Source organism: Streptomyces sp. NPDC043870, from assembly GCF_056435785.1.
This window is the reverse complement of the sequence record NZ_JBWKDT010000001.1, coordinates 250335-275282: the sequence shown is the minus strand read 5'-3', so window position 1 is coordinate 275282 and position 24948 is coordinate 250335. Positions and strand designations below refer to the sequence as shown.

The 24948-nt window shown below is 71.7% G+C and carries 26 protein-coding genes; 11 read left to right on the top strand and 15 right to left on the bottom strand.

The features are described from left to right. Nucleotides 1-328 precede the first annotated feature (328 nt). Entirely contained in the window at nt 329-955 is a 627-nt protein-coding gene (locus AC0699_RS01295; protein WP_478654178.1) for a TetR/AcrR family transcriptional regulator, read from the top strand. A gap of 27 nt (nt 956-982) precedes the next feature. Here the strand turns inward: AC0699_RS01295 and AC0699_RS01290 are convergent, their stop codons facing one another. The 6 genes from AC0699_RS01290 to AC0699_RS01265 all read right to left on the bottom strand — a co-directional run bounded on the left by AC0699_RS01290 (nt 983) and on the right by AC0699_RS01265 (nt 5007). After that, nucleotides 983-1906, bottom strand: a complete 924-nt coding sequence (locus AC0699_RS01290) for an ADP-ribosylglycohydrolase family protein (protein ID WP_478654175.1) — start codon at nt 1904-1906, stop codon at nt 983-985. A 4-nt stretch (nt 1907-1910) separates the two neighbouring features. Then, nucleotides 1911-2057 carry a hypothetical protein gene (locus tag AC0699_RS01285; RefSeq protein ID WP_478654173.1) on the bottom strand — a complete coding sequence of 49 codons (147 nt, stop codon included), beginning with the start codon at nt 2055-2057 and terminating at the stop codon, nt 1911-1913. A gap of 94 nt (nt 2058-2151) precedes the next feature. Continuing rightward, complete coding sequence (locus AC0699_RS01280) at nt 2152-2967, bottom strand: anti-sigma factor (RefSeq protein ID WP_478654170.1); 816 nt, start codon at nt 2965-2967, stop codon at nt 2152-2154. Next, nucleotides 2964-3548, bottom strand: a complete 585-nt coding sequence (locus AC0699_RS01275) for a sigma-70 family RNA polymerase sigma factor (protein ID WP_478654167.1) — start codon at nt 3546-3548, stop codon at nt 2964-2966. The genes AC0699_RS01280 and AC0699_RS01275 overlap by 4 nt, the downstream gene beginning before the upstream one ends. Before the next feature lie 32 nt (nt 3549-3580). Beyond that, a complete protein-coding gene (locus tag AC0699_RS01270; protein WP_478654165.1) occupies nt 3581-4060 on the bottom strand; it encodes an ABA4-like family protein in 480 nt (159 codons plus the stop codon). Then, nucleotides 4057-5007, bottom strand: coding sequence for a hypothetical protein (locus AC0699_RS01265; RefSeq protein WP_478654162.1), 951 nt, complete (start codon nt 5005-5007; stop codon nt 4057-4059). The genes AC0699_RS01270 and AC0699_RS01265 overlap by 4 nt, the downstream gene beginning before the upstream one ends. 159 nt (nt 5008-5166) lie before the next feature. Between AC0699_RS01265 and AC0699_RS01260 the strand changes: the two genes are divergently transcribed. Then, on the top strand, nt 5167-5796 hold the full coding sequence (locus tag AC0699_RS01260; RefSeq protein ID WP_478654160.1) for a MerR family transcriptional regulator: 630 nt from the start codon (nt 5167-5169) through the stop codon (nt 5794-5796). Between the two features lie 210 nt (nt 5797-6006). Here AC0699_RS01260 and AC0699_RS01255 read toward each other — a convergent pair whose 3' ends face one another. Further along, nucleotides 6007-6843, bottom strand: coding sequence for a siderophore-interacting protein (locus tag AC0699_RS01255; protein ID WP_478654158.1), 837 nt, complete (start codon nt 6841-6843; stop codon nt 6007-6009). Nucleotides 6844-6892: 49 nt separating this feature from the next. Further along, nucleotides 6893-7813, bottom strand: coding sequence for a 5'-3' exonuclease (locus tag AC0699_RS01250; RefSeq protein ID WP_478654615.1), 921 nt, complete (start codon nt 7811-7813; stop codon nt 6893-6895). 286 nt (nt 7814-8099) lie between these two features. Between AC0699_RS01250 and AC0699_RS01245 the strand changes: the two genes are divergently transcribed. The 4 genes from AC0699_RS01245 (at nt 8100) to AC0699_RS01230 (ending at nt 12451) form a co-directional block, all read left to right on the top strand. Next, on the top strand, nt 8100-9194 hold the full coding sequence (locus AC0699_RS01245; protein WP_478654156.1) for a quaternary amine ABC transporter ATP-binding protein: 1095 nt from the start codon (nt 8100-8102) through the stop codon (nt 9192-9194). Continuing rightward, nucleotides 9187-11031 (top strand): ABC transporter permease/substrate binding protein, encoded by a 1845-nt coding sequence (locus AC0699_RS01240; protein WP_478654154.1) that lies wholly within the window; start codon nt 9187-9189, stop codon nt 11029-11031. The genes AC0699_RS01245 and AC0699_RS01240 overlap by 8 nt, the downstream gene beginning before the upstream one ends. Nucleotides 11032-11198: 167 nt before the next feature. Further along, nucleotides 11199-11750: a helix-turn-helix domain-containing protein gene (locus AC0699_RS01235; protein ID WP_478654152.1), complete on the top strand. Its 552-nt coding sequence runs from the start codon at nt 11199-11201 to the stop codon at nt 11748-11750. Continuing rightward, on the top strand, nt 11747-12451 hold the full coding sequence (locus AC0699_RS01230; protein ID WP_478654150.1) for a helical backbone metal receptor: 705 nt from the start codon (nt 11747-11749) through the stop codon (nt 12449-12451). The genes AC0699_RS01235 and AC0699_RS01230 overlap by 4 nt, the downstream gene beginning before the upstream one ends. Here AC0699_RS01230 and AC0699_RS01225 read toward each other — a convergent pair. Further along, on the bottom strand, nt 12390-13544 hold the full coding sequence (locus AC0699_RS01225; RefSeq protein ID WP_478654148.1) for a TDT family transporter: 1155 nt from the start codon (nt 13542-13544) through the stop codon (nt 12390-12392). The two genes, AC0699_RS01230 and AC0699_RS01225, sit on opposite strands and share 62 nt — an antisense overlap. A gap of 70 nt (nt 13545-13614) precedes the next feature. On the opposite strand from AC0699_RS01225, the gene AC0699_RS01220 reads away from it, so the two are divergent. Continuing rightward, complete coding sequence (locus tag AC0699_RS01220) at nt 13615-14544, top strand: LysR family transcriptional regulator (RefSeq protein WP_478654146.1); 930 nt, start codon at nt 13615-13617, stop codon at nt 14542-14544. Here the strand turns inward: AC0699_RS01220 and AC0699_RS01215 are convergent. From AC0699_RS01215 to AC0699_RS01195, 5 genes are all read right to left on the bottom strand, one after another. Further along, on the bottom strand, nt 14519-14980 hold the full coding sequence (locus tag AC0699_RS01215) for a DUF6114 domain-containing protein (protein WP_478654144.1): 462 nt from the start codon (nt 14978-14980) through the stop codon (nt 14519-14521). The two genes, AC0699_RS01220 and AC0699_RS01215, sit on opposite strands and share 26 nt — an antisense overlap. 14 nt (nt 14981-14994) lie before the next feature. Continuing rightward, the gene (locus AC0699_RS01210) at nt 14995-15618 is read right to left on the bottom strand and encodes a DUF6230 family protein (RefSeq protein ID WP_478654142.1); all 624 of its coding nucleotides are present in this window, start codon (nt 15616-15618) and stop codon (nt 14995-14997) included. Between the two features lie 230 nt (nt 15619-15848). After that, on the bottom strand, nt 15849-16526 hold the full coding sequence (locus AC0699_RS01205; RefSeq protein ID WP_478654139.1) for a gamma-glutamyl-gamma-aminobutyrate hydrolase family protein: 678 nt from the start codon (nt 16524-16526) through the stop codon (nt 15849-15851). A 35-nt stretch (nt 16527-16561) separates the two neighbouring features. After that, nucleotides 16562-18007, bottom strand: a complete 1446-nt coding sequence (gene eat / locus AC0699_RS01200; protein ID WP_478654136.1) for an ethanolamine permease — start codon at nt 18005-18007, stop codon at nt 16562-16564. 195 nt (nt 18008-18202) lie between these two features. Next, a complete protein-coding gene (locus AC0699_RS01195) occupies nt 18203-18928 on the bottom strand; it encodes a FadR/GntR family transcriptional regulator (RefSeq protein ID WP_478654133.1) in 726 nt (241 codons plus the stop codon). A 196-nt stretch (nt 18929-19124) separates the two neighbouring features. Between AC0699_RS01195 and AC0699_RS01190 the strand changes: the two genes are divergently transcribed. The 4 genes from AC0699_RS01190 to AC0699_RS01175 are packed head-to-tail and all read left to right on the top strand — an operon-like array spanning nt 19125 to nt 23566. Beyond that, nucleotides 19125-20498 (top strand): glutamine synthetase family protein, encoded by a 1374-nt coding sequence (locus AC0699_RS01190; RefSeq protein ID WP_478654130.1) that lies wholly within the window; start codon nt 19125-19127, stop codon nt 20496-20498. Nucleotides 20499-20506: 8 nt separating this feature from the next. Beyond that, entirely contained in the window at nt 20507-21877 is a 1371-nt protein-coding gene (locus AC0699_RS01185) for an aldehyde dehydrogenase family protein (protein WP_478654128.1), read from the top strand. A gap of 5 nt (nt 21878-21882) precedes the next feature. Beyond that, nucleotides 21883-22668, top strand: a complete 786-nt coding sequence (locus AC0699_RS01180) for a 3-oxoacyl-ACP reductase (RefSeq protein ID WP_478654126.1) — start codon at nt 21883-21885, stop codon at nt 22666-22668. Nucleotides 22669-22699: 31 nt separating this feature from the next. Next, the gene (locus tag AC0699_RS01175) at nt 22700-23566 is read left to right on the top strand and encodes a DUF2510 domain-containing protein (RefSeq protein ID WP_478654124.1); all 867 of its coding nucleotides are present in this window, start codon (nt 22700-22702) and stop codon (nt 23564-23566) included. Between the two features lie 175 nt (nt 23567-23741). Here the strand turns inward: AC0699_RS01175 and AC0699_RS01170 are convergent, their stop codons facing one another. Beyond that, complete coding sequence (locus AC0699_RS01170) at nt 23742-24944, bottom strand: amino acid deaminase/aldolase (protein ID WP_478654122.1); 1203 nt, start codon at nt 24942-24944, stop codon at nt 23742-23744. Between the last annotated feature and the right edge of the window lie 4 nt (nt 24945-24948).

Genomic DNA, 24948 nt, shown 5'->3' with positions numbered 1-24948 from the left:
GGGGTTGTATGATCATGCGGGTGTTGCGTGGTTGTCCTCCCCCCCCCTCCCCCCCCCCCCCCTTCCCCCCCCCCCCCCCACCGCGCGTGCTTCCGGCACGCACTCCGTGCGTCGGCGGTCGGTCCCGGTACGCCCGTCGGCCCCCGTGGGCGGTGATGTCCCGCGCCTCTTGCCCGCGAGCGGGCGATCTCGATTCTCGGGCGATCTCGTTTCTGTCACCCGGCAGAAATGAAGGAGCCGTGGCTTCGGGGCGGGCCGACCCTTGCGGGTGCGATACCGAAGCCTCACCAAGATCGGGCCGTGACCTGCGTGTGCGAGCATCGGCCGCATGGGTACGACGGTACGGAGAGTCGGGCGGCCACGCGCCGATCAGCGGCCGGACAGTGGGCTGTCCGCGCGCGACGAACTGCTCGCAGCGGCGGCGGAGCTGTTCACGACGCGCGGGTACGCGGCGACGACGACCCGGGCCGTGGCGGAGCGCGCGGGGATGCGGCAGGCCACGATGTACCACTACTTCGGCGGCAAGGAGGACCTCCTCGCCGAGCTCCTCGAATCCACGGTCACGCCGTCGCTCGAGCTCGCCCGCCGGCTCCTCGCGAACGACGGGCGCGCTCCGGAGGAGCGGCTGTGGGAGCTGTGCCGCTCGGACGTGGAACTGCTGTGCGGGGGGCCGCACAATCTGGGCGGGCTGTATCTGCTGCCGGAGGTTCGGGCGGAACGTTTCGCCGTGTTCCACCGGGTGCGGGCGGATCTGAAGGACGCGTACGGGCAGCTGCTGGCCGCGACGGGGCCGGGGTGCGCGCTCGACAAGGGCGAGCTGGCGCTGCGCACGGACCTGGTGTTCGGGCTGATCGAGGGAGTGATCCTGGTGCACAGGTCGGATCCGGAGCGGGCGGTGTCGGCGTTCGCGGCGGCGACGGCGGATGCGGCGTTGCGGATCGCGGGGGTCCACTGACGGGTCTCCCGCGCCCCCTGGGCCGAGCTATGTGACCAGCGCCGTGGCGAGGGTCGTCAGGTCCGGCGTGTGGAGCACGCGGGAACCGTACCCCGGAAGCGGTACGTGCAGCGGCTCCGTCCAGTGCACGGGGATGGCACTCGCGCCGTACACCGCGCCCGCCAGTGCGCCCGTGACCGCCGCGACCGTATCCGTGTCGCCGCCCAGATCGATCGCGGCGCCCAGCGACTCCTCGAACGACTGCGTCGTGCGCAGCGCCCACAGCGCCGAGCCCAGGCACGGCCACACCGCCCCGTTGAACTCGGTCGCGTCGTCCGGGTGCCACCCGGGCGCCAGCACCGTGGCCCAGCGCTCCCGGTGGTCCTCGTGCACCTCGGTCAGGGCGTCGGGCACGGCACCGGCCGGGTCGCCGCCTTCGAGAGCGACCCGGATCAGCTCGTGCAGGACCGCCGTGCCCTCCCACGCCGCGCGGTCGCCGTGCGTGAGCGCCGCGATCCGCCGCGCCGCCGCCATCGTGGCCGTACGCCCCGCGCCCGCGAAGTACACCGCGGAGGTGGCCGCCCGCATCAGCGAACCGTTGCCCGCCGCACGGTTGTTGACCTGGAAGTGCAGCGCCGCCGCGAGATCCCAGGGGTCGCCGCTGCCGAGGACCTGCTCGGTCTGCAGGCCGATGTCCTTCGGCTCGCCCGCGGCCCAGCGGCGGAAGCGGTCGAACATGTCCGCCAGGTCGAGTCCGCCCCGCTCCAGCAGGGATTCGCCGACGAGCACCGCCATCTGCGTGTCGTCGGTGGCCTCGCCCGGGTCCCAGCCGCCGCCTCCGCACATCTCACCGATGCCGTCCGGAAAGCGGGCCGTGTACACCCCCGCGAGCCCGAACTCGAAGGGCGCGCCCAGCGCGTCGCCCACCGCGGAGCCGACCACGGCCCCGATCGCCCTGTCCGTCATGCGCATCGGATCAGGGTACGCGGCGCCGCGGCGCCCGGTACGCCGCGCCTGCCGCCACCGATCCGCCCACGAACAGCACCGTGAACCACTGGACGTGCCGGTGGCCGCCGGACGGGTCGCACACCTCGGCCCGCGGCCATCCCAGGTTGAGCGTCATGGCGAGACCGTGCGCCGGCGCGAGGGACCACCATGCCGGGGCGGGGCCGAAGTGCTCACGGCCCCGCCCCTCACCCGGCGTACGGCGAAGTGCTCTATGCCGCCGGGAAGTTCAGCAGCGCGAGCGGTTCGGAGGTCGGTGTGCGCGAGCCGCCGGCCGGTTCGACCGTGACACCCATCCCCGTCGCCCGGCCCACCGGCCCGGCCATGAGCAGCGCCTCGGCGGACCCTGCCGAGTTCAGCAGTCCGGCCGGGCGCATCGTCCCGCCGTCGGCGAACCACAGTTGGTACACCTTGCCCCCGCCCGGTGCCGGGAGTCCGGATGCCAGGAACACGGCCTGGTCCCGCTCGCGCGACACGGCCACCGTGCCGGTCGCCCCGTCGCCGAGAGCCGTGCTCATGGTCCGTACGTCGGGCGCCGTCAGGACCTCGGCGAACGCATCGGCCTGCTGCTGGGCACGGCGGGCCGCGTCCCGTGCCTCGGTGCGGGCGTCCTCGGCGGCGCGCTGCTGCCAGACCGCGATCCCGCCGAACGCCGCGGCCGCCGCGAGGCACGCGGCGAGGACGAAGCGGGACCCGGCGCGCCGCCCGGCCGGCCTGCCCCTGCGGACCGGGGGCCGGATGCGGCCGGTTTCCGCGACGCCGGCGACCTTCGGGGGTTCCTGGCGCACCGTCGCGATCCGCGCCAGCACCTGGGACTTCATCGCGGGCGGCGGCGTCTCGGTGACGGCGAGCCCCAGCCGTCCCGCCGTGGCGTCGAGCTCGCGCACTTCCTGCGCGCACGCCGGGCAGGCCTCCAGATGCCGTTCGAACCGCGCACGCTCGCGGTCGCCGAGCGCGTTCAGGGCGTACGCGCCGGTCAGCGTGTGCAGTTCGGCGTCCCGCCCCGCGCCTCTCGCTACGGCGCTCATGCGTTCACCCCCAGGCAGTCGCGCAGGCGGATCAGCCCGTCGCGCATACGGGTCTTCACGGTGCCCAGCGGCACCGCGAGCAGCTCCGCGACCTCGCGGTAGGCGAGTCCACGGTAGTAGGCGAGAGTCACGGACTGGCGCTGAAGCTCGGTCAGGGTGCGCAGGCAGCGGCGTACCTGCTCCCGTTCGAGCCGTGCCTCGACCTGCTCGACGACGTCGTCGAACGCGGGTGTCCCGCCGAGCCGGGCAGCTTTCTGCTCGCGCTCGGTGGCGGCCTGGACGGAGCGCACCCGGTCCACTGCGCGGCGGTGGGCGAGGGTGAGCGTCCAGGTCAGCGCGGACCCGCGGGAGGGCTGGTAGCGCGCGGCGGTCCGCCAGAGCTCGACCAGCACTTCCTGCGTCACCTCCTCCGACTGCGCCGGATCGCGCAGCACGCTGCGCACCACGCCGAGTACGGGCCCGCAGACCGCGTCGTACACGCGCGAGAAGGCCTCCTGGTCGCCGCGCGCGACCCGGACGAGCAACTCGTCGAGCCCCGGCCCCCCCGGTGGTGCCCCTGTGATGCGTATGGCTTCCTTCACGCGCTCTCCCCTCGCCCCGTACTCACCTCCCTCTATACGGAGCCGGAGCGCGTTGTGACTGCTGTCGGGCCGAAGTCTTTACGCGTTTGTTTCCTGAATCCGGTCCGCACCGCGCGCAGCGTCAGGAAGACCAGCAGTCCGATCGGTGACAGCAGGACGGTCAGTACCAGCAAGGGCCCCATCAGCAGCGGAGGGAGACCGAGCCGGCGCGCTTCGCCGTACATCCACTGGCCGATCAGCAGATCCCAGGCGACGACCTGCGCCCAGATCGCACCCGCGCCGTCCGCGTGTGCGACCAGGTCCCGGAAGGTTTCGAGGTCGGGCTCGCGTACGGCGGTCCACAGCTCCGGGAAGACCGGGACGGCGAGGCCGAGATACACGAGCAGGATCGGTACGGCGGTCAGGGGCGACGCGGCGATCCGGGCGGTCCAGCGCCACCGCGGTGCGAAGATCATCAGCAGCCAGAACGGTGCCGCGAGCCAGAAGGACACCTCGAAGAGCACGGTGGTCATGCGGAGAACTCCCTTTCGGTCGTGGGCTCGGTCGTGGGCTGGGGCGTGGGCTGGGGCGTCGGCACGGGGGCGCTGCGGAGGGTGGCGTACACCGCGGCCGCGCCGCAGCCGAGGATCAGGGCCGCGGCGCCGAGCGTCGCCCCGCCCGGGTGGATGAGTGGCTCGCCGCGCAGCGCCTGCCAGGTGACCAGGGCGAGCACGGCGGCGTACCCGGCGGAGACGGTGAGCACGAGGCGCAGCCGTACGCGCTCGTCGCGCAGCCGCGTGAACCGCGGGGCGAGAGCGACGAGGACGAGCAGGAACAGCGGGACCACCTGAAGGGCGTGCATCCCGACGAAGTGCGGGATGCGGAGGTCGCCGCCGGTCGTGGACCAGCCGGTGAGCGGCATGCCCGGGCCGCCGTCCGGCACGCCGACGCTGTGCGCGCCGACGACCGTGGCGACTCCGGGGCCGTCGGCTGCTGCCTCCTGCTCCGGCGTGGGCTGCGTCATCAGGGCGCCGAGTGCCGCTCCGGCGAGGGCGAGGACCGTGCCCAGCCTGATCGCCCAGGTGGTGGCGCGGTCGGCGATACGGGCCCGGAAGAGGAGCAGGGCGATGACGAGGGTGGCGACCCAGAGCACGACGACGGTCAGCGCCATCGTGTTGTAGAGCAGCTCGTCGAACGGGGTCTCGTGGTTGAAGTGGCTGCGCTTCCCCCGGACGACCTGCGCCGTGATGATCACCATCTCGACCACACTCGCCGCGACGACGACGGTGCCGGCCCACCAGCCGGGGCGTCGCAGGGACGGCCGGGCCCGGGCGAGCAGCGAGAGCATCCACGCGAGCGTGAGCGCGTACGGCACGAACGACACGGCGAACTTGAGGGGCTTGGCCCAGGTCGGGGCGCCCACGAGGACACGGTCGTCGACGACGAGACCGACCGCGGAGACGACGGTTAACAGGGCCATGGAGGCCGAGAACGCGACCAGGGGCCGGTGCCAGGAACGCCAAGAGGGAACGGGCATGGGAACTCCCGGGGATAATGGATAGTGGCACTCTCCGCTATCCGATAGCGGCACTATCTATGATGGGGGCGGGAGTTGGCAAGGAAGACAGGTGAACGCGCGGTGCGCATTGGTGAGTTGAGTCGCAGGACCGGGGTGCCGGTGCCGACGATCAAGTACTACGTACGGGAAGGGCTGCTTCCGGCAGGAGAGTTGAGCAGCCCGAACCAGGCGACCTACGGCCCCGGGCACGAGCGCCGGCTACGGCTGATCCGTGCGCTGCTGGAAGTGGGCGGGTTGTCGCTGGCCGCGATCGGTGAGGTGCTGGCAGCGGTCGACGACGAACAGCGGTCCCTGCACAAGGTGCTGGGCGCGGCGGCGGACCGGATCGTGCCGCGGTACGGCGGCGAGGACGACGAGGAGACGCATCTCGCCCGCGAAGAGGTGGCGCGGCTGATCGAGGCGCGCGGCTGGAAGGTGTCCGCGAACGGCCCGGCGGGAGAAGCGCTCGCAGCCGCGCTGGCGGCGCTGACGAGGGTGGGGCACGGGGCGTTCGTGGAGGTGCTGGACGACTACGCGGAGGCGGCCGAGCTGGCCGCCCGGGTGGATCTGGCGTACGTGGGGCGTCGCGTGGCCCGCGAGGACCTGGTCGAAAGCGTGGTCATCGGCACGGTGCTGGGCGACGCGATGCTCTCGGCCCTGCGCCGCCTGGCCCACGTGGACGCGTCCTCCCGTGCCTATGGCCCGGGCTGACGCGGTGGGCCGGGGCGGACCGTTGGGTACGAACCCCGCGTCGGACCGTTGGGCATGAATCCCTCGCCGGGGCGGCCGCACGAACCCCTCGCCGGGGCGGCCCGGTGGGCACGTACCCCCGGCCCGGTGGGCACGAATCCCTCGCCGGGGCGGACAGTGGGGCACGAATCCCTCGCCGGCCCGGCCCCGGCGGCCTGTGTCCCCGGAGGGCTACGCCTCCTGCTCGCGCTCCACCGCCTCGTTCCACTCGCGCTTGATCGCGCGCCACGCCTCGTCCGACTTGCCCAGCCGCCAGTACCCCGAGATCGAGAGGCGCTCCAGCGGAATGCCGCGCTCGATGCGCAGGTGGCGTCGCAGCTCCTTCACCGCGCCCGCCTCGCCGTGCACGAACGCGTGCACGTCACCTGCCGGGAAGGACAGCTCGCGGACCGCCGCGATCAGGGCCGCGCCGACCGGGCCGTCGCCGCGGTGCAGCCAGGTGACCGTGATGCCGTCCGGCGTGGCGATCTTCTGTTCGTCCTCGGGGCCGGACACTTCCACGAACGCGTGGACCACCGCGCCCACCGGCATCTGCTCCAGCGACGCCGCGATCGCGGGGAGCGCGCTCTCGTCGCCCACGAGCAGATGCCAGTCGGCCGCCGGGTCCGGTGCGTATCCGCCGCCGGGCCCGGTCATCCGGACCGTTTCGCCCGGCTGGACGCGGGCGGCCCACGGCCCTGCGAGGCCCTCGTCGCCGTGCACCACGAAGTCGATCACCAGCTCGCGGTGGACCGGATCCCAGGCCCGCACCGTGTAGGTGCGGTTGCTGGGCCACTGGTCGCGCGGCAACTCCTCGCGGATGCGCGCCATGTCGAACGGCTCGGGGTAGGTCACGCCCGGAGCGGGGAAGACGATCTTGACGTAGTGGTCGGTCAGTCCGTTCGTCGCGAAGTCCGCCAGTCCGTCACCGCCCAGGACGAGCCGCACCATGTGCGGAGTGAGCCGTTCCGTGCGCAGGACCAGCGCCTCACGGATCTGCGGTGCCTTGCGGGCCGGTGTCTCTGCCACGGCGGTCTCCCCTGGACGTAGGTGCTTAGGCTTGCCTAAGTTAACACCATCAGGGGGTCGGCCTCCCGGCCGCCAGCTCCACCTGCAGCCGGTGCACGGCGCGGCCGAGCCCCCACCGCACCGCCAGTTCCTCCAGCCGGGCCGGGTCGCGCGGCTCCTTCGGCAGGGCGGGATCGAAATCGGGCAGCGGTACGTCCCCGGCGACCCGCACGACCTTCGGCGCGACAGCCACATACGCACGCGACTCGTCCAGCCGCTTGCGCTGCGCCGGTGTCAGCTTCGACGCCGGGTCGTCGACGGCCGCCATGATCCCGGCCAGGTCCCCGTACGCGTCGAGCAGCTTCGCCGCCGTCTTCTCGCCGATGCCCGGCACCCCGGGCAGCCCGTCGCTCGGGTCCCCGCGCAGCAGCGCCAGATCGGCATAGCCCGGCCCGTCCACCCCGTACTTCTCGCGGAGCACGGCCTCGTCCGTGGCCTGCAGCATGCCGACGCCCTTCAGGGGGTACAGCACACGGACGCCGCGCGCGTCGTCCACGAGCTGATAGAGGTCCCGGTCGCCGGTGACGATGTCCACCGGGCCCGCCGCGAGCCCGGTGAGCGTGCCGATCACGTCGTCCGCCTCGTACCCGGCGACGCCGACGCGGGCGATACCGAACGCGTCCAGCACGTCCTCGATGACGGGGACCTGCGGGGAGAGCGTGTCCGGGATCTCCTCCTCGTCCGGACCCGTCTCCGTCTCCACCGCCACCCGGTGCGCCTTGTACGACGGGATCAGATCCACCCGCCAGTGCGGCCGCCAGTCCGCGTCCATACACGCCACGAGGTCGTCCGGATGATGGTCCTGGACGAGCCTGGTGATGAATTCGAGCAGCCCGCGCACCGCGTTGACCGGGGTGCCGTCGGGCGCGCGCACGGAGTCCGGGACCCCGAAATAGGCGCGGAAGTACAGGGAGGCGGTGTCGAGGAGCATCAGGCGTCGCGTCACAGTCCGAATGATGCCGCACCCCACCGACAACAGCCCGGCTCACGGCGACCCCGCCCGTCACATGGCCATCAGGCGTCACCCGCGTGAACTGGATCACTCTTGCGTTTGGTCTCTGTGGAGCCGGGCAGGCGCGACGCCGGAGTGGACCCCTTTGTGCCTTCAACTGTGCCTTCAACCGGTACAAACCCGGGGAAGCGGGCCGAACCCGCCCGCTCCACGGCCCGCCGACGGGGGATGCGGGCCGTTTTTCGGTTCAGCGCGTGAGGTGTATGTGTCCAGGCTGCAAGCCGAACACCTGTACAAGGTTTTCGGTAGACGACCCGATGAGGCGGTAGGCAAGCTCGAAAGCGGCGCCGGCCGCGACGAGCTCCGCGCCGACGGAACGACAGCAGCGGTGATCGACGCCTCGTTCGCCGTCGAGCCCGGTCAGATCTTCGTCGTCATGGGTCTCTCCGGATCCGGCAAGTCCACGTTGCTGCGCATGCTCAACGGACTGCTGGAGCCGACCGCCGGCCGCGTCCTCTTCGACGGTCAGGACCTGACCGCCCTCAGCGCGCGCGACCTCCGCACCGTACGCGCCCGCAAGATCAGCATGGTCTTCCAGCACTTCGCGCTGTTCCCCCACCGCAGCGTGCTGGAGAACGCCGGCTACGGCCTGGAGGTCCAGGGCGTCCCGCGCGCCGAGCGCGAGCGGCGTGCCACGGAGGCACTGGAGCTGGTCGGGCTCGGCGGCTGGGAGAAGTCCTGGCCCGACGAGCTCTCCGGCGGAATGCAGCAGCGCGTCGGCCTCGCCCGCGCGCTCGCCACCGACGCCGACCTGCTGCTGATGGACGAGTCGTTCAGCGCGCTCGACCCGCTGATCCGCCGTGACATGCAGGATCAGTTGCTCGAACTGCAGAAGCGGCTCAAGAAGACCATCGTCTTCATCACCCACGACCTCAACGAGGCCATGCGCCTCGGCGACCGGATCGCGGTGATGCGGGACGGCAGGATCGTGCAGCTCGGCTCCGCCGAGGACATCCTGATCCGCCCCGCCAACGACTACGTGGCCTCGTTCATCCAGGACGTGGACCGCTCGCGCGTACTGACGGCGGCGGCCGTGATGACCGCTGTCGAGGGGCCGCAGCGCTCCGACGCGGACGACTGCGACTGCGAGACCGTCACCCCCGACACCCTCGTCGCGGATCTGTGCGCCGTCAGCGCGCGCGTCCCGCACCCGGTGGCCGTCAAGGAGGCCACGGGCAAGGTCGTCGGCGTCGTACCGCAGTCCCGGCTGATCGGTTTCGTCGGCGACGAGCCGGGTGAGCCCGTGCCGTGCGTCCCCGGCCCTCGCAAGGAGCCGAAGGCGGTGGCCGCCCATGCCTAGGCTTCACCTCGGCGACTGGGTCGACAGCGGTGTCGACTGGCTCCAGTCCCATCTCTCCTGGCTGTTCGACGCCATCAGCTCGCTCGTGACCGGGATGTACGACGGCATCGACGCGGTGCTCTCCGCGCCCGAGCCGCTGCTCTTCGCCGGCATCCTCGCCGTCGTCGCCTGGTGGCTGCGCGGTCTGCTCGCGGGCGGACTGGCCTTCGCCGGATTCGCCCTGATCGACTCCATCGAGCTGTGGGACGACGCCATGTCGACCCTCTCCCTGGTGCTCGTCGCCACGGTCGTCACGCTGGTGATCGCGGTCCCGCTCGGGATCTGGGCGTCGCGGTCCAAGGCCGTCAGCGCCGTGACCCGGCCGGTCCTGGACTTCATGCAGACGATGCCGGCCATGGTCTATCTGATCCCCGGCATCATCTTCTTCGGCGTCGGTGTGGTCCCCGGCATCATCGCCACCATCGTCTTCGCGCTGCCTCCCGGCGTACGGATGACCGAGCTCGGCATCCGCCAGGTCGACAAGGAGCTGGTGGAGGCGGCCGAGGCCTTCGGTACGACCCCGCGCAACACGCTGATCCGCGTGCAGCTGCCGCTCGCCCTGCCCACGATCATGGCCGGTATCAACCAGGTCACCATGCTCGGTCTGTCCATGGTGGTCATCGCCGGCATGGTCGGCGGCGGCGGCCTCGGCGGTGCCGTCTACCGCGCCATCGGCAATGTCGACATCGGTCTCGGTTTCGAGGCCGGTATCTCCATCGTCATCCTGGCCATGTACCTGGACCGGATGACCGGTGCGCTGGGCCGTCAGGTCTCGCCGCTCGGCCGCCGTACGCAGGCCAGGGCGAAGGCCGTGACCGGCGGGCTGAAGATCTGGAACCACCGCCCCCAGCCCGTCGTCGCCATCGTGGGCGTCGTGATCCTCGCGCTCGTCGCGGGCGGCATGGGCGTGTTCGGCGGCGCCACGTCCGCCGACGCCTCCGACGCCACGAACGTCGGCCGGGGCAAGAAGATCTCCCTGGGCTACATCCCCTGGGACGAGGGCATCGCCTCCACCTTCCTCTGGAAGGAACTGCTGGAGCAGCGCGGCTTCGAGGTCGACGCCAAGCAGCTGGAAGCCGGCTCGCTCTACACCGGTCTCGCCGGCGGTCAGATCGACTTCCAGACCGACTCCTGGCTGCCCGTCACCCACGCCCAGTACTGGTCGAAGTACCAGGACAAGCTGGAGGACCTGGGCACCTGGTACGACCGGACGTCCCTGGAGCTGTCCGTGCCCTCGTACGTGCAGGGCGTCGACTCCCTGGAGGACCTGAAGGGCAAGTCGGGCCAGTTCAAGGGCCGCATCATCGGCATCGAGCCGAGCGCCGGAATGATGGGCATCCTCAAGGACAAGGTCCTCAAGGAGTACGGCCTGGAGGGCGAGTACCAGGTCGTCGACGGCTCCACGCCCGGCATGCTCGCCGAGCTGAAGCGCGCGTACGACAAGAAGGAGCCCATCGTCACCACCCTGTGGTCGCCGCACTGGGCCTACAGCACGTACGACCTGAAGAAGCTCGAGGACCCGAAGGGCACCTGGGGCAAGGGCGACGGCGTGCACACCCTGGCCCGCAAGGGGTTCTCCGAGGAGAACCCGCAGGCCGGCGAGTGGCTCAAGAACTTCAGGATGACCGAGCAGCAGCTCACGGGCCTCGAGGCGAAGATCCAGGAGACCGGCAAGGGCAAGGAGCAGGACGCCGTGCGCGCCTGGCTCATGGAGAACCCCGGCCTCGCAGCCAAGTGGACCCCGGTCGCCGAGGCCGGCAAGTCCGCGACCTCCCGGAGCGAGCCGGCACTCCAGTAGACCACCTGAATCCCCCCACCGGTCAGGGCCCCGTCACACTCTGTGGCGGGGTCCTCGCCGATGGGGCACCCCCAGGCGAGGCGAGGCTCTGGGGGAGGCAGTGACAACAGTGGGTTGTCGTGCCCGGAAGGTGCGTAAGGTACAGACAGGAGGGAGGGACCTCAGTCATGGGTGACAAGGAAACGCTCCGAGTCGGCTCCGCCGTCCGCCGACGGCGCAGGGCCCTGGATCTCACGCTCGCCGCCGTTGCCGAGCGCAGCGGCCTGTCCGTGCCCTTCCTCAGTCAGATCGAGAACGAGCGGGCACGCCCCAGCATGCGCTCCCTCCAGCGCGTCGCAGAAGCCCTGGAGACCTCCGGCGCCGAACTGCTCGCCGCCGCGGACTCCGCGCGCGTCGTCGACGTCGTCCGCGCGGACGACGACACCCTCTCCCCGGGTGCGGGCGTGCGCCCGCTCGTACGCGGCCATCACCAGCTCCACGCCGTCGAGTTCACCGGCGAGCCGGACGCGGCAGGCGAGTACCAGCACCGCAACGACGAGCTGATGTACGTCGCCGACGGCGCCGCCGAGGTCGAGGCCGAAGGCCGCGCGTACCGCCTGGAGAAGGGCGACAGCCTCTACATGACCGGGGGAGTGCGGCACCGCTGGCGCGCCACCCGGCCCGGCACCCGCCTCGTCGTCGTCGCCGTCGCCGACCACTTCGAGGCAACCGGACTGTGAAACGGGTCGTGTCGCTCGTGCCCTCGCTCTCCGAGGCCGTCGCCGTCAGCGCCCCCGGGCTGCTGGCCGGTGTCACCGACTGGTGCACGCACCCCGCGGATCTCGGCGCCGTCCGTGTCGGAGGCACCAAGAACCCCGACATCGAGGCGGTCGTCGCGCTGCGGCCCGATCTCGTCGTCGCCAACGAGGAGGAGAACCGGGCCCCCGACCTCGCCGCACTCCGTGCCGCGGGACTCGACGTCCTCGTCACGGAAGTGCGCACCCTGCCGCAGGCCTTCACCGAACTGGAGCGCGTCCTGCGCGCCTGCGGCGTGTCCCGCCCCGGCTGGCTCGACGACGCGGAAGATGCCTGGGCAGCGGTCGAAGCGGGCGAGCCGCGGCGCGCGGTGGTGCCCGTCTGGCGGCGGCCCTGGATGGTCCTCGGCCGTGACACCTTCGCCGGCGACCTCCTCGCCCGCCTCGGCATCGACAACGTCTACGCCACGCACCCGGAGCGCTATCCGCGCATCCCGCTGAACGAGCTGAACACCGCGGGCGCCGACCTCGTCGTGCTGCCCGACGAGCCCTACCGCTTCACGCGCGACGACGGCCCCGAGGCGTTCCCCGGGCTGCCCGCCGCCCTCGTCGACGGCCGCATGCTCACCTGGTACGGGCCGTCGCTGGCAGCGGCACCCGCGGCGCTCGCAGCAGCTCTCCGCTGAGCAGCCCGCGCAGCGTACGGGCACCCGCCACCGCCCAGGCCACCAGCAGGAACACGTACAGCGCCACGGCCAGCCAGTCCAGGGCGGCCACGCCGGTGTGCCGGGCCAGGCCCGCGGCGCCCGTGACACAGGTGCCGACAGGGAAGGTGAACGCCCACCACGTCAGCGCGAACGGCATTCCCCGGCGGGCGGCGCGCACCACCATGACGCCGGCCAGCGCCAGCCACAGCAGCGCGAAACCCATCACCGGGACGCCGTAGACGACCGCGAAGACCTGGAGCCCGCCCGCGTACGGGCTCCCGATCGCGGCCGGCGCCACATCCGCCAGCTTGTTCACCGCGGTGGTGGACTGGCCCAGCGGGCCGAGGACCAGGAACAGCGCCGGCGTCAGGGCGAGCGGCAGCGGGCCGTGGTGGACCAGCCGAGCGAACACCAGCGGCAGCATCAGCAGCACCGCCAGCAGACTCAGCCCGAACATCGCGTAGCAGCCCAGCAGCATCGTCTCCCGCCACTGACCGGCCGGCAGATGCGGCACCAGCAGCGCACCCTGCGCCGCCGCCACCATCGGGGCCACAACCGGGAGCAGCCACACGGGGGAGGCCGTGCCGGGGGCCACCTTCTGGTGCGTGATCATCAGATACGGGATCGCCACCGCCGCCGCGAGACCGGTGAACGTGCCCACGCCGAACAGCGCCGCGCCCGTCACCAAGGCCTCCCGCTCCCCGATGACACCGCCGCCGACCGAGAGAGTGCCGATACCGACCGCGAGCATCGCCATCGACAGGCAGCCGTAGAAAGGTGCGACCGCCGGGTCGAGGAGGTGGGCGCGGGCCTGGTCCCGGTGGTGGAGCCAGTGCCCGGCACGCGCCGCCAGCAGCGCCACCAGCATGAGTGCCGACAACGCCCACACGGCCGTGCACGCGGCCGTGCACGCGGCCGGCAGGCCCGGCAGCCGTACCGGCAGGGCCGCACCCGCGTTCGCGACGATCGCCGTGCCCATGACCGTGGCGTACCAGTTCGGTCCGAGATGGCGGAGCGAACCGGTGCGCAGGACCGGGGCGAACGGGGCGCGGGGATGGGCGACGGTGACCATGTCCTCACTCTCCGGCCCCGCCGAGGCTCCCACCAGGGACCTCTCTCCTATGGCCTCATAAGCTGGACTTATGAGCGAAGAAGAACGAGGGCCGATCGCCCACCGGGTGCCCGACCTGGCCGCCCTGGAGCTGCTGCTCGCCGTCGCCCGGCACGGCAGTCTGGGGCGTGCGGCCCGCGAGCTGGGCATCACCCAGCCCGCCGCGAGCAGCCGTATCCGGTCCATGGAACGGCAGCTCGGCGTCGCCCTCGTGGACCGCTCGCCGCGCGGCTCCCGGCTCACCGAGGCGGGCGCCCTCGTCACCGACTGGGCGCGGCGGATCGTGGAGGCGGCCGAGGCGTTCGACGTCGGCGCGCAGGCACTGCGCGACCGGCGCGACTCCCGGCTGCGGGTGGCCGCGAGCATGACCATCGCCGAATACCTGCTCCCCGGCTGGCTCATCGCCCTGCGCCAGGAGCGCCCCGGCACTGCCGTCTCCCTGCTCGCCGGCAACTCGGCGGCGGTCGCCGAACGACTCCTGCGGGACGAGGCCGACCTCGGCTTCGTCGAGGGCCTCGCCGTGCCGGAGGGACTCGACGGCGCGGTCATCGGCCACGACCGGCTGATCGTGGTGGCCGCCGCCCGCCACCCCTGGGCGCGCCGCCGCGCCCCGCTGCCGCCCGAGGAGCTGGCCGCGACCTCCCTCGTACTGCGTGAACGCGGCTCGGGCACCCGTCAGGTCCTCGACTCGGCCCTCGCCGACTACGGCGGCCTCGCCGAGCCGCTGCTCGAACTCGCCTCCACCACCGCGGTGAAGGCGGCGGCGGTCAGCGGCGCCGGGCCCGCGGTCCTCAGCGAACTCGCCGTCACCGAGGAGCTGGCCTCCCGCCGGCTGGTCCGCATCCCGCTCGAAACCGTCCAGCTGCACCGTGATCTGCGCGCGGTCTGGCCCCACGGTCACCGGCCCACGGGCCCGGCACGCGATCTGCTCTCGCTCACACGCCGGACGGGCCCGGGGTAGACGGCGGCCGGTCGCTCGGGGCCTGACCGGTGGGCGGGGCCCAGGCACAGGCCAGTGAGCCGCCGACGAGCCCGAGGAGCAGACCGAGGAAGAGGCCCCCGAAATTCGCTACGGGGAAGGAGACGAGAGTCAGCAGCAGGGTCGTGATCCCGGCGAACACGCGCCCCTGCTGCTGGAACCAGAGGGCGAAGCCCAGGACGACGAGCAGGACCCCGATGACCAGTGCCCCCGCGCCCGCGGTGGTGGACAGCGCCAGGGGGATGCCGCTCAGGCTCAGGCGCACGTAAGGGAAATAGATGATGGGCAGGCCCGCGGCGAGCGTGAACAGCCCTGCCCAGAAAGGCCGTTGACGACGCCACGTCCTGAACCTCCGTCGGGCGCCGGCGACTGCCGCGGGGACTTCCGGGCGTCTGATGCCGAAGAGATCAAGGATCACGTCTCGTTCCCATCTCAGGGGCACTCGCGGTTGCCGCGCTCCACGCGCAGACTGAGGTCGGGGATGTTGAACGTGGCGGCCGAGAGCGCGACCGCGGTCACCCGCACGTCGGTCAGGGAAACCGACTCCGCCTGCTGGGCGATGCCGTCGGGGTCCAGGAACCGGGAGTCCCGGTCCTCGGAATTGATCGGGCCCTTGGTGACCGAGCCGATCGCCACACCGATGTCGAGGTCGTCGAGGTCCGCCTGGCCGACCGACACGGACGTCGCGTCGATGAACAGGTTCTTCGCCACGGCCCGGCGCTTCTCGCCACCGGAGAGCCGCAGTGTGTACGGGCCCAGGACCGGGATCTGGACCACCACGGACTGGCACAGCCCGCTGATCTTCGCATGGCGGAACCCGTTGACCACGACCGGCACAAGGGTGCCCTTCCTGGTCACGTCCACCATGCCGTAGATGCTGAGCCCACGGGCGTCCAGAGTGTCCGCCGTGACCTGGAACTTCCGGCCGGAGATGAGGAACGACGCGGCGAGCGCACCTTGGGCCATGCCGATACCGAGAAGCGCGGCGACCGTGCTGCTCAGTACCAGGACGGCGGCGAAACGCTTCCAGCGGGTCCTGCCGAAGCCGCGCGACATTGCGTCTCCTCCGGTGGAATGAGGTGGGCCTGCCGATACCGGGCAGCGGAAAGCGACGTCCATCCGTGGGTGACCGAGCCTAGGCGGGCGGGGGCCCGTCCCGTCTGCACATCGGGCCGTGCAGACGGGTGATCAGCTCGCGGATGCCGCATTCGGGCGACACGCAGTGCGGTGCCGCGGCCGGTGTCGCCCCGGTGCCGCGGCCGGTGTCGCGCCCGGCCGGCGCCCCGTCAGGACGCCGCCCGCACCAGCCCCCGCATGACACGCGTGTCCTCGCCCATCTCCGGGTGCCACTGGACGCCCAGCACCCAGGCGGGGTCCGGGAGCTCGACCGCCTCCACCGTCCCGTCCGCCGCGTGGGCCGAGACGACGAGCCCCTCCCCGAGGCGGTCCACCGACTGGTGGTGGTACGTCGGCACCGAGGACTCCTCCGGCACGAGGGCGGCGTACCGCGTCCCCGGCACCGGGGTCACCGGGTGGTGTCCGAAGACCCCGGTCTCCTTCACATGCCCTTCGAGATGCTGGACGAGCGTGCCGCCCAGGGCCACGTTCAGAAGCTGCATGCCCCGGCAGATCCCGAGCAGCGGCGTCCCGGACGCGAGCGCCGCCTCGATCAGGGCGAGCTCCCACGCGTCCCGCTCCCGCGCCGGGGGCCCGGTGCGCGGGTCGGTCTCGGCCCCGTACCGTACGGGCTCCACATCCGGGCCGCCGGCGACGACGAGCCCGTCCAGCCGGGCGACCGCGGACGCGGCGCGCCCGGGGTCGTCGGGCGGAAGCATCGCGGCGATACCGCCCGCCGACTGGACGAGGCGCGGATAGCCCTCGGGCAGCAGTACGGCGGGCAGCTGCCACACGCCCCACGAGGCCTTGTCCAGGTAGGTGCTGACGCCGATGAGCGGCAGGGTCACGGTGGGGTTCCTCCGGTTCGGCTGTCGACGGGGAGTCAGTCGCGTTCGAGCTCGGCCTCGGCGGCGGCGAGCGCCGCGAACTCCTCTTCCGGCGCACGGGCCACCAGGTGGTGCCGACTGTAGAAGGCGAAGTACGCGAGGGCGACGCCGTACACCACCAGGGCGATGACGGCCGCGTCCTTGTCCACCAGGAAGGTCGCCACCAGCGCGGACAGCGCGAGGACGAAGGCGACGGACGAGGTCACCACGCCGCCCGGGGTGCGGTACGGCCGCGGCAGCTCCGGCTCCCGGCGCCGCAGCACGATGTGGGACAGCGCCATCAGCGCGTACGAGATGGTCGCGCCGAACACGGCGATGTTCAGCATCCGCGCCCCGTCCCCGGTGCCGGCCGCGAGCGCGAAGCCGATCGCGCCGGGGATCAGCAGCCCCAGGTAGGGAGACTTGCGGCGGCTGGTCAGGGAGAGGAAGCGGGGCAGGTAGCCGGCCCTGGACAGGGCGAACAGCTGTCGCGACCCGGCGTAGATCAGCGAGAAGAACGACGCCACGAGGCCCGCGAGGCCCGCGTAGTTGACGAAGCGGCTCAGCGCGGTCGGGTCGCCGTCGCCCTGCAACGCCACGACCAGCGGGTTGCCGGCTTCCTGGATGGCGGCCGAGCCACGCGCCCCGGTGGACGCGAAGAACGTGAGAACGGCGAGCAGGACGAGGATGCCCATCGAGACGGCGAGCGCCCTCGGCATGGAGCGGACCGGGTCCTTGGCCTCCTCGGCGGCGAGCGGCACACCCTCGACGCCGAGGAAGAACCACATGCCGAACGGGAACGCCGCCCAGATGCCCAGCAGGCCGAACGGCAGCCACGAGTTGGCGCCGAAGGCCTCCTTGTCGACCGGGATGTCGTCGAGGCCGCCGACCTGGAAGTCGGTGAGCGCGCCGAGCGCGAAGATCAGCAGCGCGGCCACGGCGATGGCGGTGACGACGAGGCTGAAGCGCAGTGCCTCGCCCACGCCCCACAGGTGGATGCCGATGAACACCGCGAAGCAGGCGAGATAGACCGGCCAGCCCGACTCCAGACCGAACAGCCCGAGCGATTCGACGTAGTCGCCGATGAAGATGGAGATGGCGGCGGGAGCGAGGATGTACTCGATGAGGATCGCCGTACCGGTGAGGAAGCCGCCCCAGGTACCGAGCGCGCGGCGCGCGAAGCCGTAGCCGCCGCCCGCCGTCGGCAGGATCGCGGAGAGTTCGGCGAGCGCGAAGACGAGGCAGGCGTACATCAGCCCCATGAGCACGGTCGCCGCGGCGAGACCGCCGAAGCCGCCCTTGGACAGGCCGATGTTCCAGCCCGAGAAGTCGCCGGAGACGACGTAGGCGACACCGAGCCCGGTGAGCAGCAGCCATCCTGCGCTGCCGCGCCGCAGAGTGCGGCGCTCGAGATAGTCGTCCGGCGGTGGTGTGTTGCTCCCGGTGGTGTCTTCCAGCGTCATGGCAGAGCTCCCGCGTCGGGCCCAATGGAATGGAGCCATACCTTTGCGGTGTGCGCGGGGGAAATGCAAGACCCGTGCGTTACTTTCGGGTTACGCCGGTGCGGTGTGGTGCCCTGCGGTGCGGTGCGGTGCGGTGCGGTGCGGTGCGGTGCGGTGGCGCGGCGCGGCCGCGGGTCACGGCTGCGGGCAGCTGGATCACGTGAGGAAGCCGCGCAGCAGCGCCGCCGTGCCCGAGCAGTGCTCACGCATCACCTCGCGCGCCGCGTCGGCGTCCCCGTCGAGCACCGCCTCCACCAGTGCGACGTGCTGCTGCTGCGAGTGCTCGAGATTGCGTACGAGCAGCGGAATGCAGTCCAGAAGATCGTTCACGGTTGCCCGGACGGCCGCGTACTGCGTGGTCAGGGTGGGGGAACCGGAGAGCTCCGCGAGGGTGAGATGCAGCAGTGTGTCGCACCGCCGGTAGTCGTCGAGGGGCGCGTCGTGCGTCGCCGCCAGGGCCGTGCGCAGCCGGTCGGCGCCGTCGTCGGTGAGGCCGTGCGCCGCGCACAGCCCGGCGGCGCCCACCTCGAGCACCTCGCGGAAGCGGAGCGTGTCCTCGACATCGACCGCCGCGATACGGCGGCGCAGCTCGTCCTCGCCGGCGGTACGCGGCCGGTGCAGGACGAACGTGCCGCCGTAGCGGCCGCGCCGGCTCTCCACCAGCCCCTCCTCCTGGAGCACCTTCAGCACCTCGCGGAGCGTGACGCGGCTGATCCCCATCCGGTCGGCCAGTTCGCGCTCGGCGGGCAGCCGCTCCCCACCGGGCACCAGTCCGAGCCGTACCACCTGGAGGATCTGCTCCAGGGCCTCCTCGAAGCCGTTGCCCGCTCGTACCGGCCGCAGCACGGACGTCAGCCGGTCCTCCGGCTCGCTTTTCCTCACTTGGATCCACCTCGCGATCGCAGTCCGTCCAACCCTGCTGGCGTGCTTCTCGGCCGGGGGTCCGGCCCGCGGCGAAGCCGCTGTGTACGCAGCGCCTCCCCGGAAAGACACAGCGCCACGTTGCGGTTTCCCCTTCCCAAGCAATGGTCTTCGGCAATACCTTATGGCTCCCGGCTGACCTTAGGAGGCAGATCCCGTGGCAGACCGCACACCCCCGCTGAGCGTCGAGGAACTGAGAGCCCTCGTCGCGAGCGGTGAGATCGACACGGTAGTCCTGGCCTTCCCCGACATGCAGGGGAGGCTCCAGGGCAAGCGGTTCGCCGCGCCGTTCTTCCTCGACGAGGTCCTGGAGCACGGCACCGAGGGCTGCAACTACCTCCTCGCCGTCGACACCGAGATGAACACGGTGGACGGCTACGAGATGTCCTCCTGGGACCGCGGCTACGGCGACTTCGCCATGCACCCCGACCTCGCCACCCTGCGGCGCGTCCCCTGGAACGAGGGAACGGCGATGCTGATCGCCGACCTCGCCTGGAACGACGGCGCGCCCGTCGTGGCCGCCCCCCGGCAGATCCTCCGCCGCCAGCTGGAGCGTCTCGCCGAGCACGGCTACACCGCCCAGGTCGGCACCGAACTCGAATTCATCGTCTTCAAGGACACGTACGAGCAGGCCTGGGACCGCGACTACCGCGGCCTCACCCCGGCCAACCAGTACAACATCGACTACTCGGTGCTCGGCACCGGCCGCATCGAGCCGCTGCTGCGCCGGATCCGCAACGACATGGCCGCGGCCGGACTGACCGTCGAGTCCGCCAAGGGCGAGTGCAACCCCGGCCAGCACGAGATCGCCTTCAAGTATGACGAGGCCCTCGTCACCTGCGACCAGCACGCCGTCTACAAGACCGGTGCCAAGGAGATCGCCGCCCAGGAAGGCGTCTCCCTCACCTTCATGGCCAAGTACAACGAGCGCGAGGGTAACTCCTGCCACATCCACCTCTCGCTCGCCGACGCGGACGGGCGTAACGCCATGGCCGGCGACGGGAACGGTCATGAGCATGGAATGTCACAGGTCATGCGGCACTTCCTCGCCGGCCAGCTCGCCGCGCTGCGCGACTTCTCCCTGCTCTACGCGCCGAACATCAACTCGTACAAGCGCTTCCAGCCCGGCTCCTTCGCCCCCACCGCCGTCGCCTGGGGCTTCGACAACCGCACCTGTGCGCTGCGCGTCGTCGGCCACGGCCGCTCGATGCGCTTCGAGAACCGGCTCCCCGGCGGTGACGTCAACCCGCACCTCGCCGTCGCCGGACTGGTCGCGGCCGGGCTGTACGGCATCGAGCAGCAGCTGGAACTCCCCGAGGTCTGCGCGGGCAACGCCTACACCGCCGACTACGCACACGTCCCGACCACCCTCCGCGAGGCCGCCGAGCTGTGGGAGAACAGCCCCATCGCCAAGGCCGCGTTCGGCGACGAGGTCGTCGCCCACTACCGCAACATGGCGCGGGTCGAACTCGAAGCCTTCGACGCCGCGGTGACCGACTGGGAGCTCCGCCGCTCCTTCGAACGCATGTGAGGCACCACTTGTCGCAACCGTACGAACTCGATGTGCTGAACCCGGCCACCGAGGAAGTCATCGCCACCGTCCCCGGCGCCGGGCGACAGGACGTCGACGCCGCCGTCGAACGGGCCGCACACGCCCAGCGCGGCTGGGCGGCCGCGGCCCCCGCCGACCGCGCCCGGCTGCTGCGCCGCTTCGCCGCCGTCGTCGACGACCACATCGAGGAACTGGCGGGACTGGAGGTCCGCGAGGCCGGCCACACCATCGGCAACGCCCGCTGGGAAGCCGGCAACGTCCGTGACCTGCTCGACTACGCCGCCGGGGGAGTGGAACGGCTCACCGGCCGCCAGATCCCCGTACCCGGCGGTCTCGACCTCACGATCCTCGAACCGCTCGGCGTCATCGGCGTCATCGCGCCATGGAACTTCCCCATGCCGATCGCCGCCTGGGGCACGGCCCCGGCGCTCGCCGCCGGCAATGCGGTCATCCTCAAGCCCGCCGAGACGACGCCGCTCACGGCTCTGCGGCTCGCCGGACTCGCCCTGGAAGCAGGCCTTCCGGAGGGGCTGTTCCAGGTGCTGCCCGGACGCGGCGACATCGCGGGCGACGCGCTCGTACGCCACCCAGGCGTCGCAAAGATCGTGTTCACCGGCTCCACCCGGATCGGTAAGCAGATCATGTCGCTCTGCGCGGAGCGCGTGAAGCGTGTGACCCTCGAACTCGGCGGCAAGAGCCCCAACATCGTCTTCGCCGACGCCGACATCGAAGCCGCGGCCGCGGCCGCCCCCATGTCGTTCCTCGACAACAGCGGCCAGGACTGCTGCGCCCGCACCCGCATCCTCGTCCAGCGCTCCGTGTACGACGATTTCCTGGACCGGCTCGCCCCGGCCCTGAAATCGGTCGTGGTGGGCGACCCGGCGGACGAGAGCACACAGATGGGGCCGCTCATCTCGCGGACGCAACTGGACCGCGTACGGTCATATGTCACCGATGACCTTGCCGTGGTCCGCGGCAGCGCCCCCGAGGGACCGGGCTTCTGGTTCCCGCCGACCCTCGTCACGGGCGCAGCACCCGACGCCCCCATCGCCACCGAAGAGGTCTTCGGCCCCGTCGCCGTCGTTCTCCCCTTCGACGACGAGGACGACGCCGTACGCCTGGCCAACGCCACCGAGTACGGACTCTCAGGCTCTATCTGGACCCGGGACGTCGGTCGCGCCCTGCGCGTCTCCGGCGCGGTCGCCGCGGGCAACCTGTCCGTCAACTCCCACTCCAGCGTCCGCTACTGGACCCCGTTCGGCGGCTACAAGCAGTCCGGCCTCGGCCGCGAACTCGGCCCCGACGCCCTCACCGCTTTCACCGAGACCAAGAACGTCTTCATCAGCACGGAGGCCTGAACCACATGACCGACACCACAGCTGTCTGCCGCCGCCTCGTGGGCCGCACCGCCGTCATCACCGGCGCCGGCAGCGGCATCGGCCTGGCAACCGCGCGCCGCCTCGCCTCCGAGGGAGCGAACGTTGTCTGCGGGGACATCGACGAGACCGCGGGCAAGTCGGCGGCCGACGAGGTCGGCGGGACCTTCGTGAAGGTCGACGTCACCGACGCCGAGCAGGTCGAGGCGCTGTTCAGGACCGCCTTCGACACCTACGGCAGCGTCGACATCGCCTTCAACAACGCGGGTATCTCGCCCCCCGACGACGACTCGATCCTGGAGACGGGCCTGGACGCCTGGAAGCGGGTCCAGGAAGTCAACCTCACCTCCGTGTACCTGTGTTGCAAGGCGGCCATCCCCTACATGCAGCGGCAGGGCAAGGGCTCCATCATCAACACCGCGTCGTTCGTGGCGCGGATGGGCGCGGCGACCTCGCAGATCTCCTACACGGCGTCCAAGGGCGGTGTGCTGGCCATGTCCCGTGAACTGGGTGTGCAGTTCGCCCGCGAGGGCATCCGGGTCAACGCGCTCTGCCCGGGGCCGGTCAACACCCCGCTGCTCCAGGAGCTGTTCGCCAAGGACCCGGAGCGGGCGGCGCGGCGGCTCGTGCACATCCCCGTGGGCCGCTTCGCCGACGCCGAGGAGATCGCGGCGGCCGTGGCGTTCCTCGCCAGCGACGACTCGTCGTTCGTCAACGCGACGGACTTTCTGGTCGACGGGGGTATTTCGGGTGCGTACGTCACCCCTCTGTAGCCCGTCCGCCGGCCGCCCCTAAGGTTGCCGGATGAGCATGACGACCCCGCCGGGCTGGTACCCGGATCCAGGTACCCCGACCATCGAACGCTGGTGGGACGGCACTGCCTGGACCGGGCACACCCGGGCCCCCGGCGCCGTGTCCATGGCTCCCGCACCTGGCCACGGCCACGGAACCGGCGGCCACGGAACCGGCGGCGGCGGAACCGGCGGCGACGGCATCGGCAAGGGCGGGCTCGTCGCGCTCATCACCGCAGGCGCGGTCCTCGTGGGTGCGATCGTCACCGGAGTCGTGGTACTCGGCAAGGACGACGAGGAGACCACCCGGCCGCAGTCCTCGGAGAGCGTCGCCGCGCCGCTGCCCCCGGCCACCGGGAAAAGCCCGAAGCCCGCCCCGACGGCGTCCTCGGACCCGAACGTCCTCGTCGACCAGCTCAACGGGATCACCCTGCCCCTCCTGGCCGGCTGGGAGAAGTCCGACTCCCACGTCGACACGGCACCGGCCATGGTGACGGCCGAGTCCTACACATGCCCCGGCGACTCCGCCCAGTTCTGCCACCACGGCACGGTCTCCTCCCGTACGGCGACGATCACCAACGTGAAGTCGCCCGAGAAGCTCGCCACCCAGGACGTGGGCATCGCCGCCGACTGGGCGTACGACAACGACCGCGTCGGCAACCGCATCCACGGCGGTATCAAGAGCCACGAGACCGTCGCGTCGAAGTCCGTGGTCGTCGCCGGGCGCACGGGGCATTTCGTGCGCTGGCGAGGTGAGGACCGGCGCGGGCCCCGGCGGTTACGTCCAGTCCCTGGTCTTTCCCTCGGCCGTCGGCTCCGAGTCGCTGATCATCGTCCGGTTCGCCTTCGACGCGGGCCCCGACGCCCCGCCGCTCAGTGACATGGACAAGATCATCAAGGGCATCCGCCCGCTCGGTGACGTCTCCGGGGGAGTCGGCTCCACGGTCAGCCCGTAGCTGTGGTCGTAGCCGTAGCCGTAGCCGTAGCCGTAGCCGTAGCCGTAGCCGTGGCGCCGCCGCGCGCGACGACCGCTGCCCGCCCGCGCCGGCCAGAGGTCAGAGAAACGTGCGGCCCTCGCCCCGGTACGTCGGCACGGTCACCGTCACCCGGTCCCCGTCGATCAGATGCAGCGAGTCGAACCGCTCGCACAGCTCCCCGGCCTTCGCGTGCCGGAACCAGACCTTGTCCCCGATGAGCAGATCGTCCGCCGGGGAGCCCAGCAGCGGGGTCTGCACCTCGCCCGGCCCCTCCTGCGGGTCGTACCGCAGCCCGTGCGGCAGATACGGCACCGGCAGCCGGTCCGTGCCCGCGGCGCCGGACGCCGGGTAGCCGCCGCCGAGCACGGTCACCACACCGACGCCCGGGCGGCGCACCACCGGCTGGGCGAACAGCGCGGCGGGCCGCCCGCTGAACGACGTGTAGTTGTCGAACAGCCTCGGTAGGTAGAGGCCCGATCCGGCCGCGATCTCCGTCACCGCGTCCTCGGCCGCCGTGTGCTGCACGCTGCCCGTGCCGCCGCCGTTGACGAACTCGAGGTCCGGCGCCACGGCCCGCACCGCGCGCACCGCGGCCGCGCGCCGCTCCGCCAGTTCCCGGCGGGCCGCGGACTGCGTCAGCCGGATCGCCCGCGATCGCAGCGGGCTCCCCGCCACGGCGTCCCCGACACCCGCCACATGACCCTCGTAGGCCATCAGCCCCACCAGCCGGAAGCCGGGGCGGCGCACGATCGTACGAGCCAGTTCGGCCAGCTGTGCGGGCTCCCGGAGCGGCGAGCGCCGCGCCCCGATCCGGAACCGGCCACCCAGCAGGTGCAGTGCGGTGTCCAGCTCCAGACAGACCCGGATCTCCTCCGTGCCGCCGTCGCGTGCCCGGTCGATCAGCTCCAGCTGCGCGGGGTCGTCGACCATCACCGTCACGGCCCCGGCGAGCTTGGCGTCCCCGGCCAGTTCCGCGAAGCCTGCGCGGTCGGCCGACGGATAGGCGAGCAGTACGTCCTCGAAGCCGGCCCGGGCCAGCCAGATCGACTCGTCCAGCGTGAACGACATGATGCCCTCGAACCCGTCCCTGGCCAGGACCCGTTCCAGCAGCGCACGACAGCGCACGGACTTGCTCGCCACCCGGATCGGCTTGCCGCCCGCCCGCCGGACCAGGTCGTCCGCGTTGGCGTCGAACGCCGTGAGATCGACGATGGCGAGGGGTGCGTCGAGATGCGCGGTGGCCCGGTCGTACCGGGTTCGGTCAGCGGCACGGGGAGTCATGGCC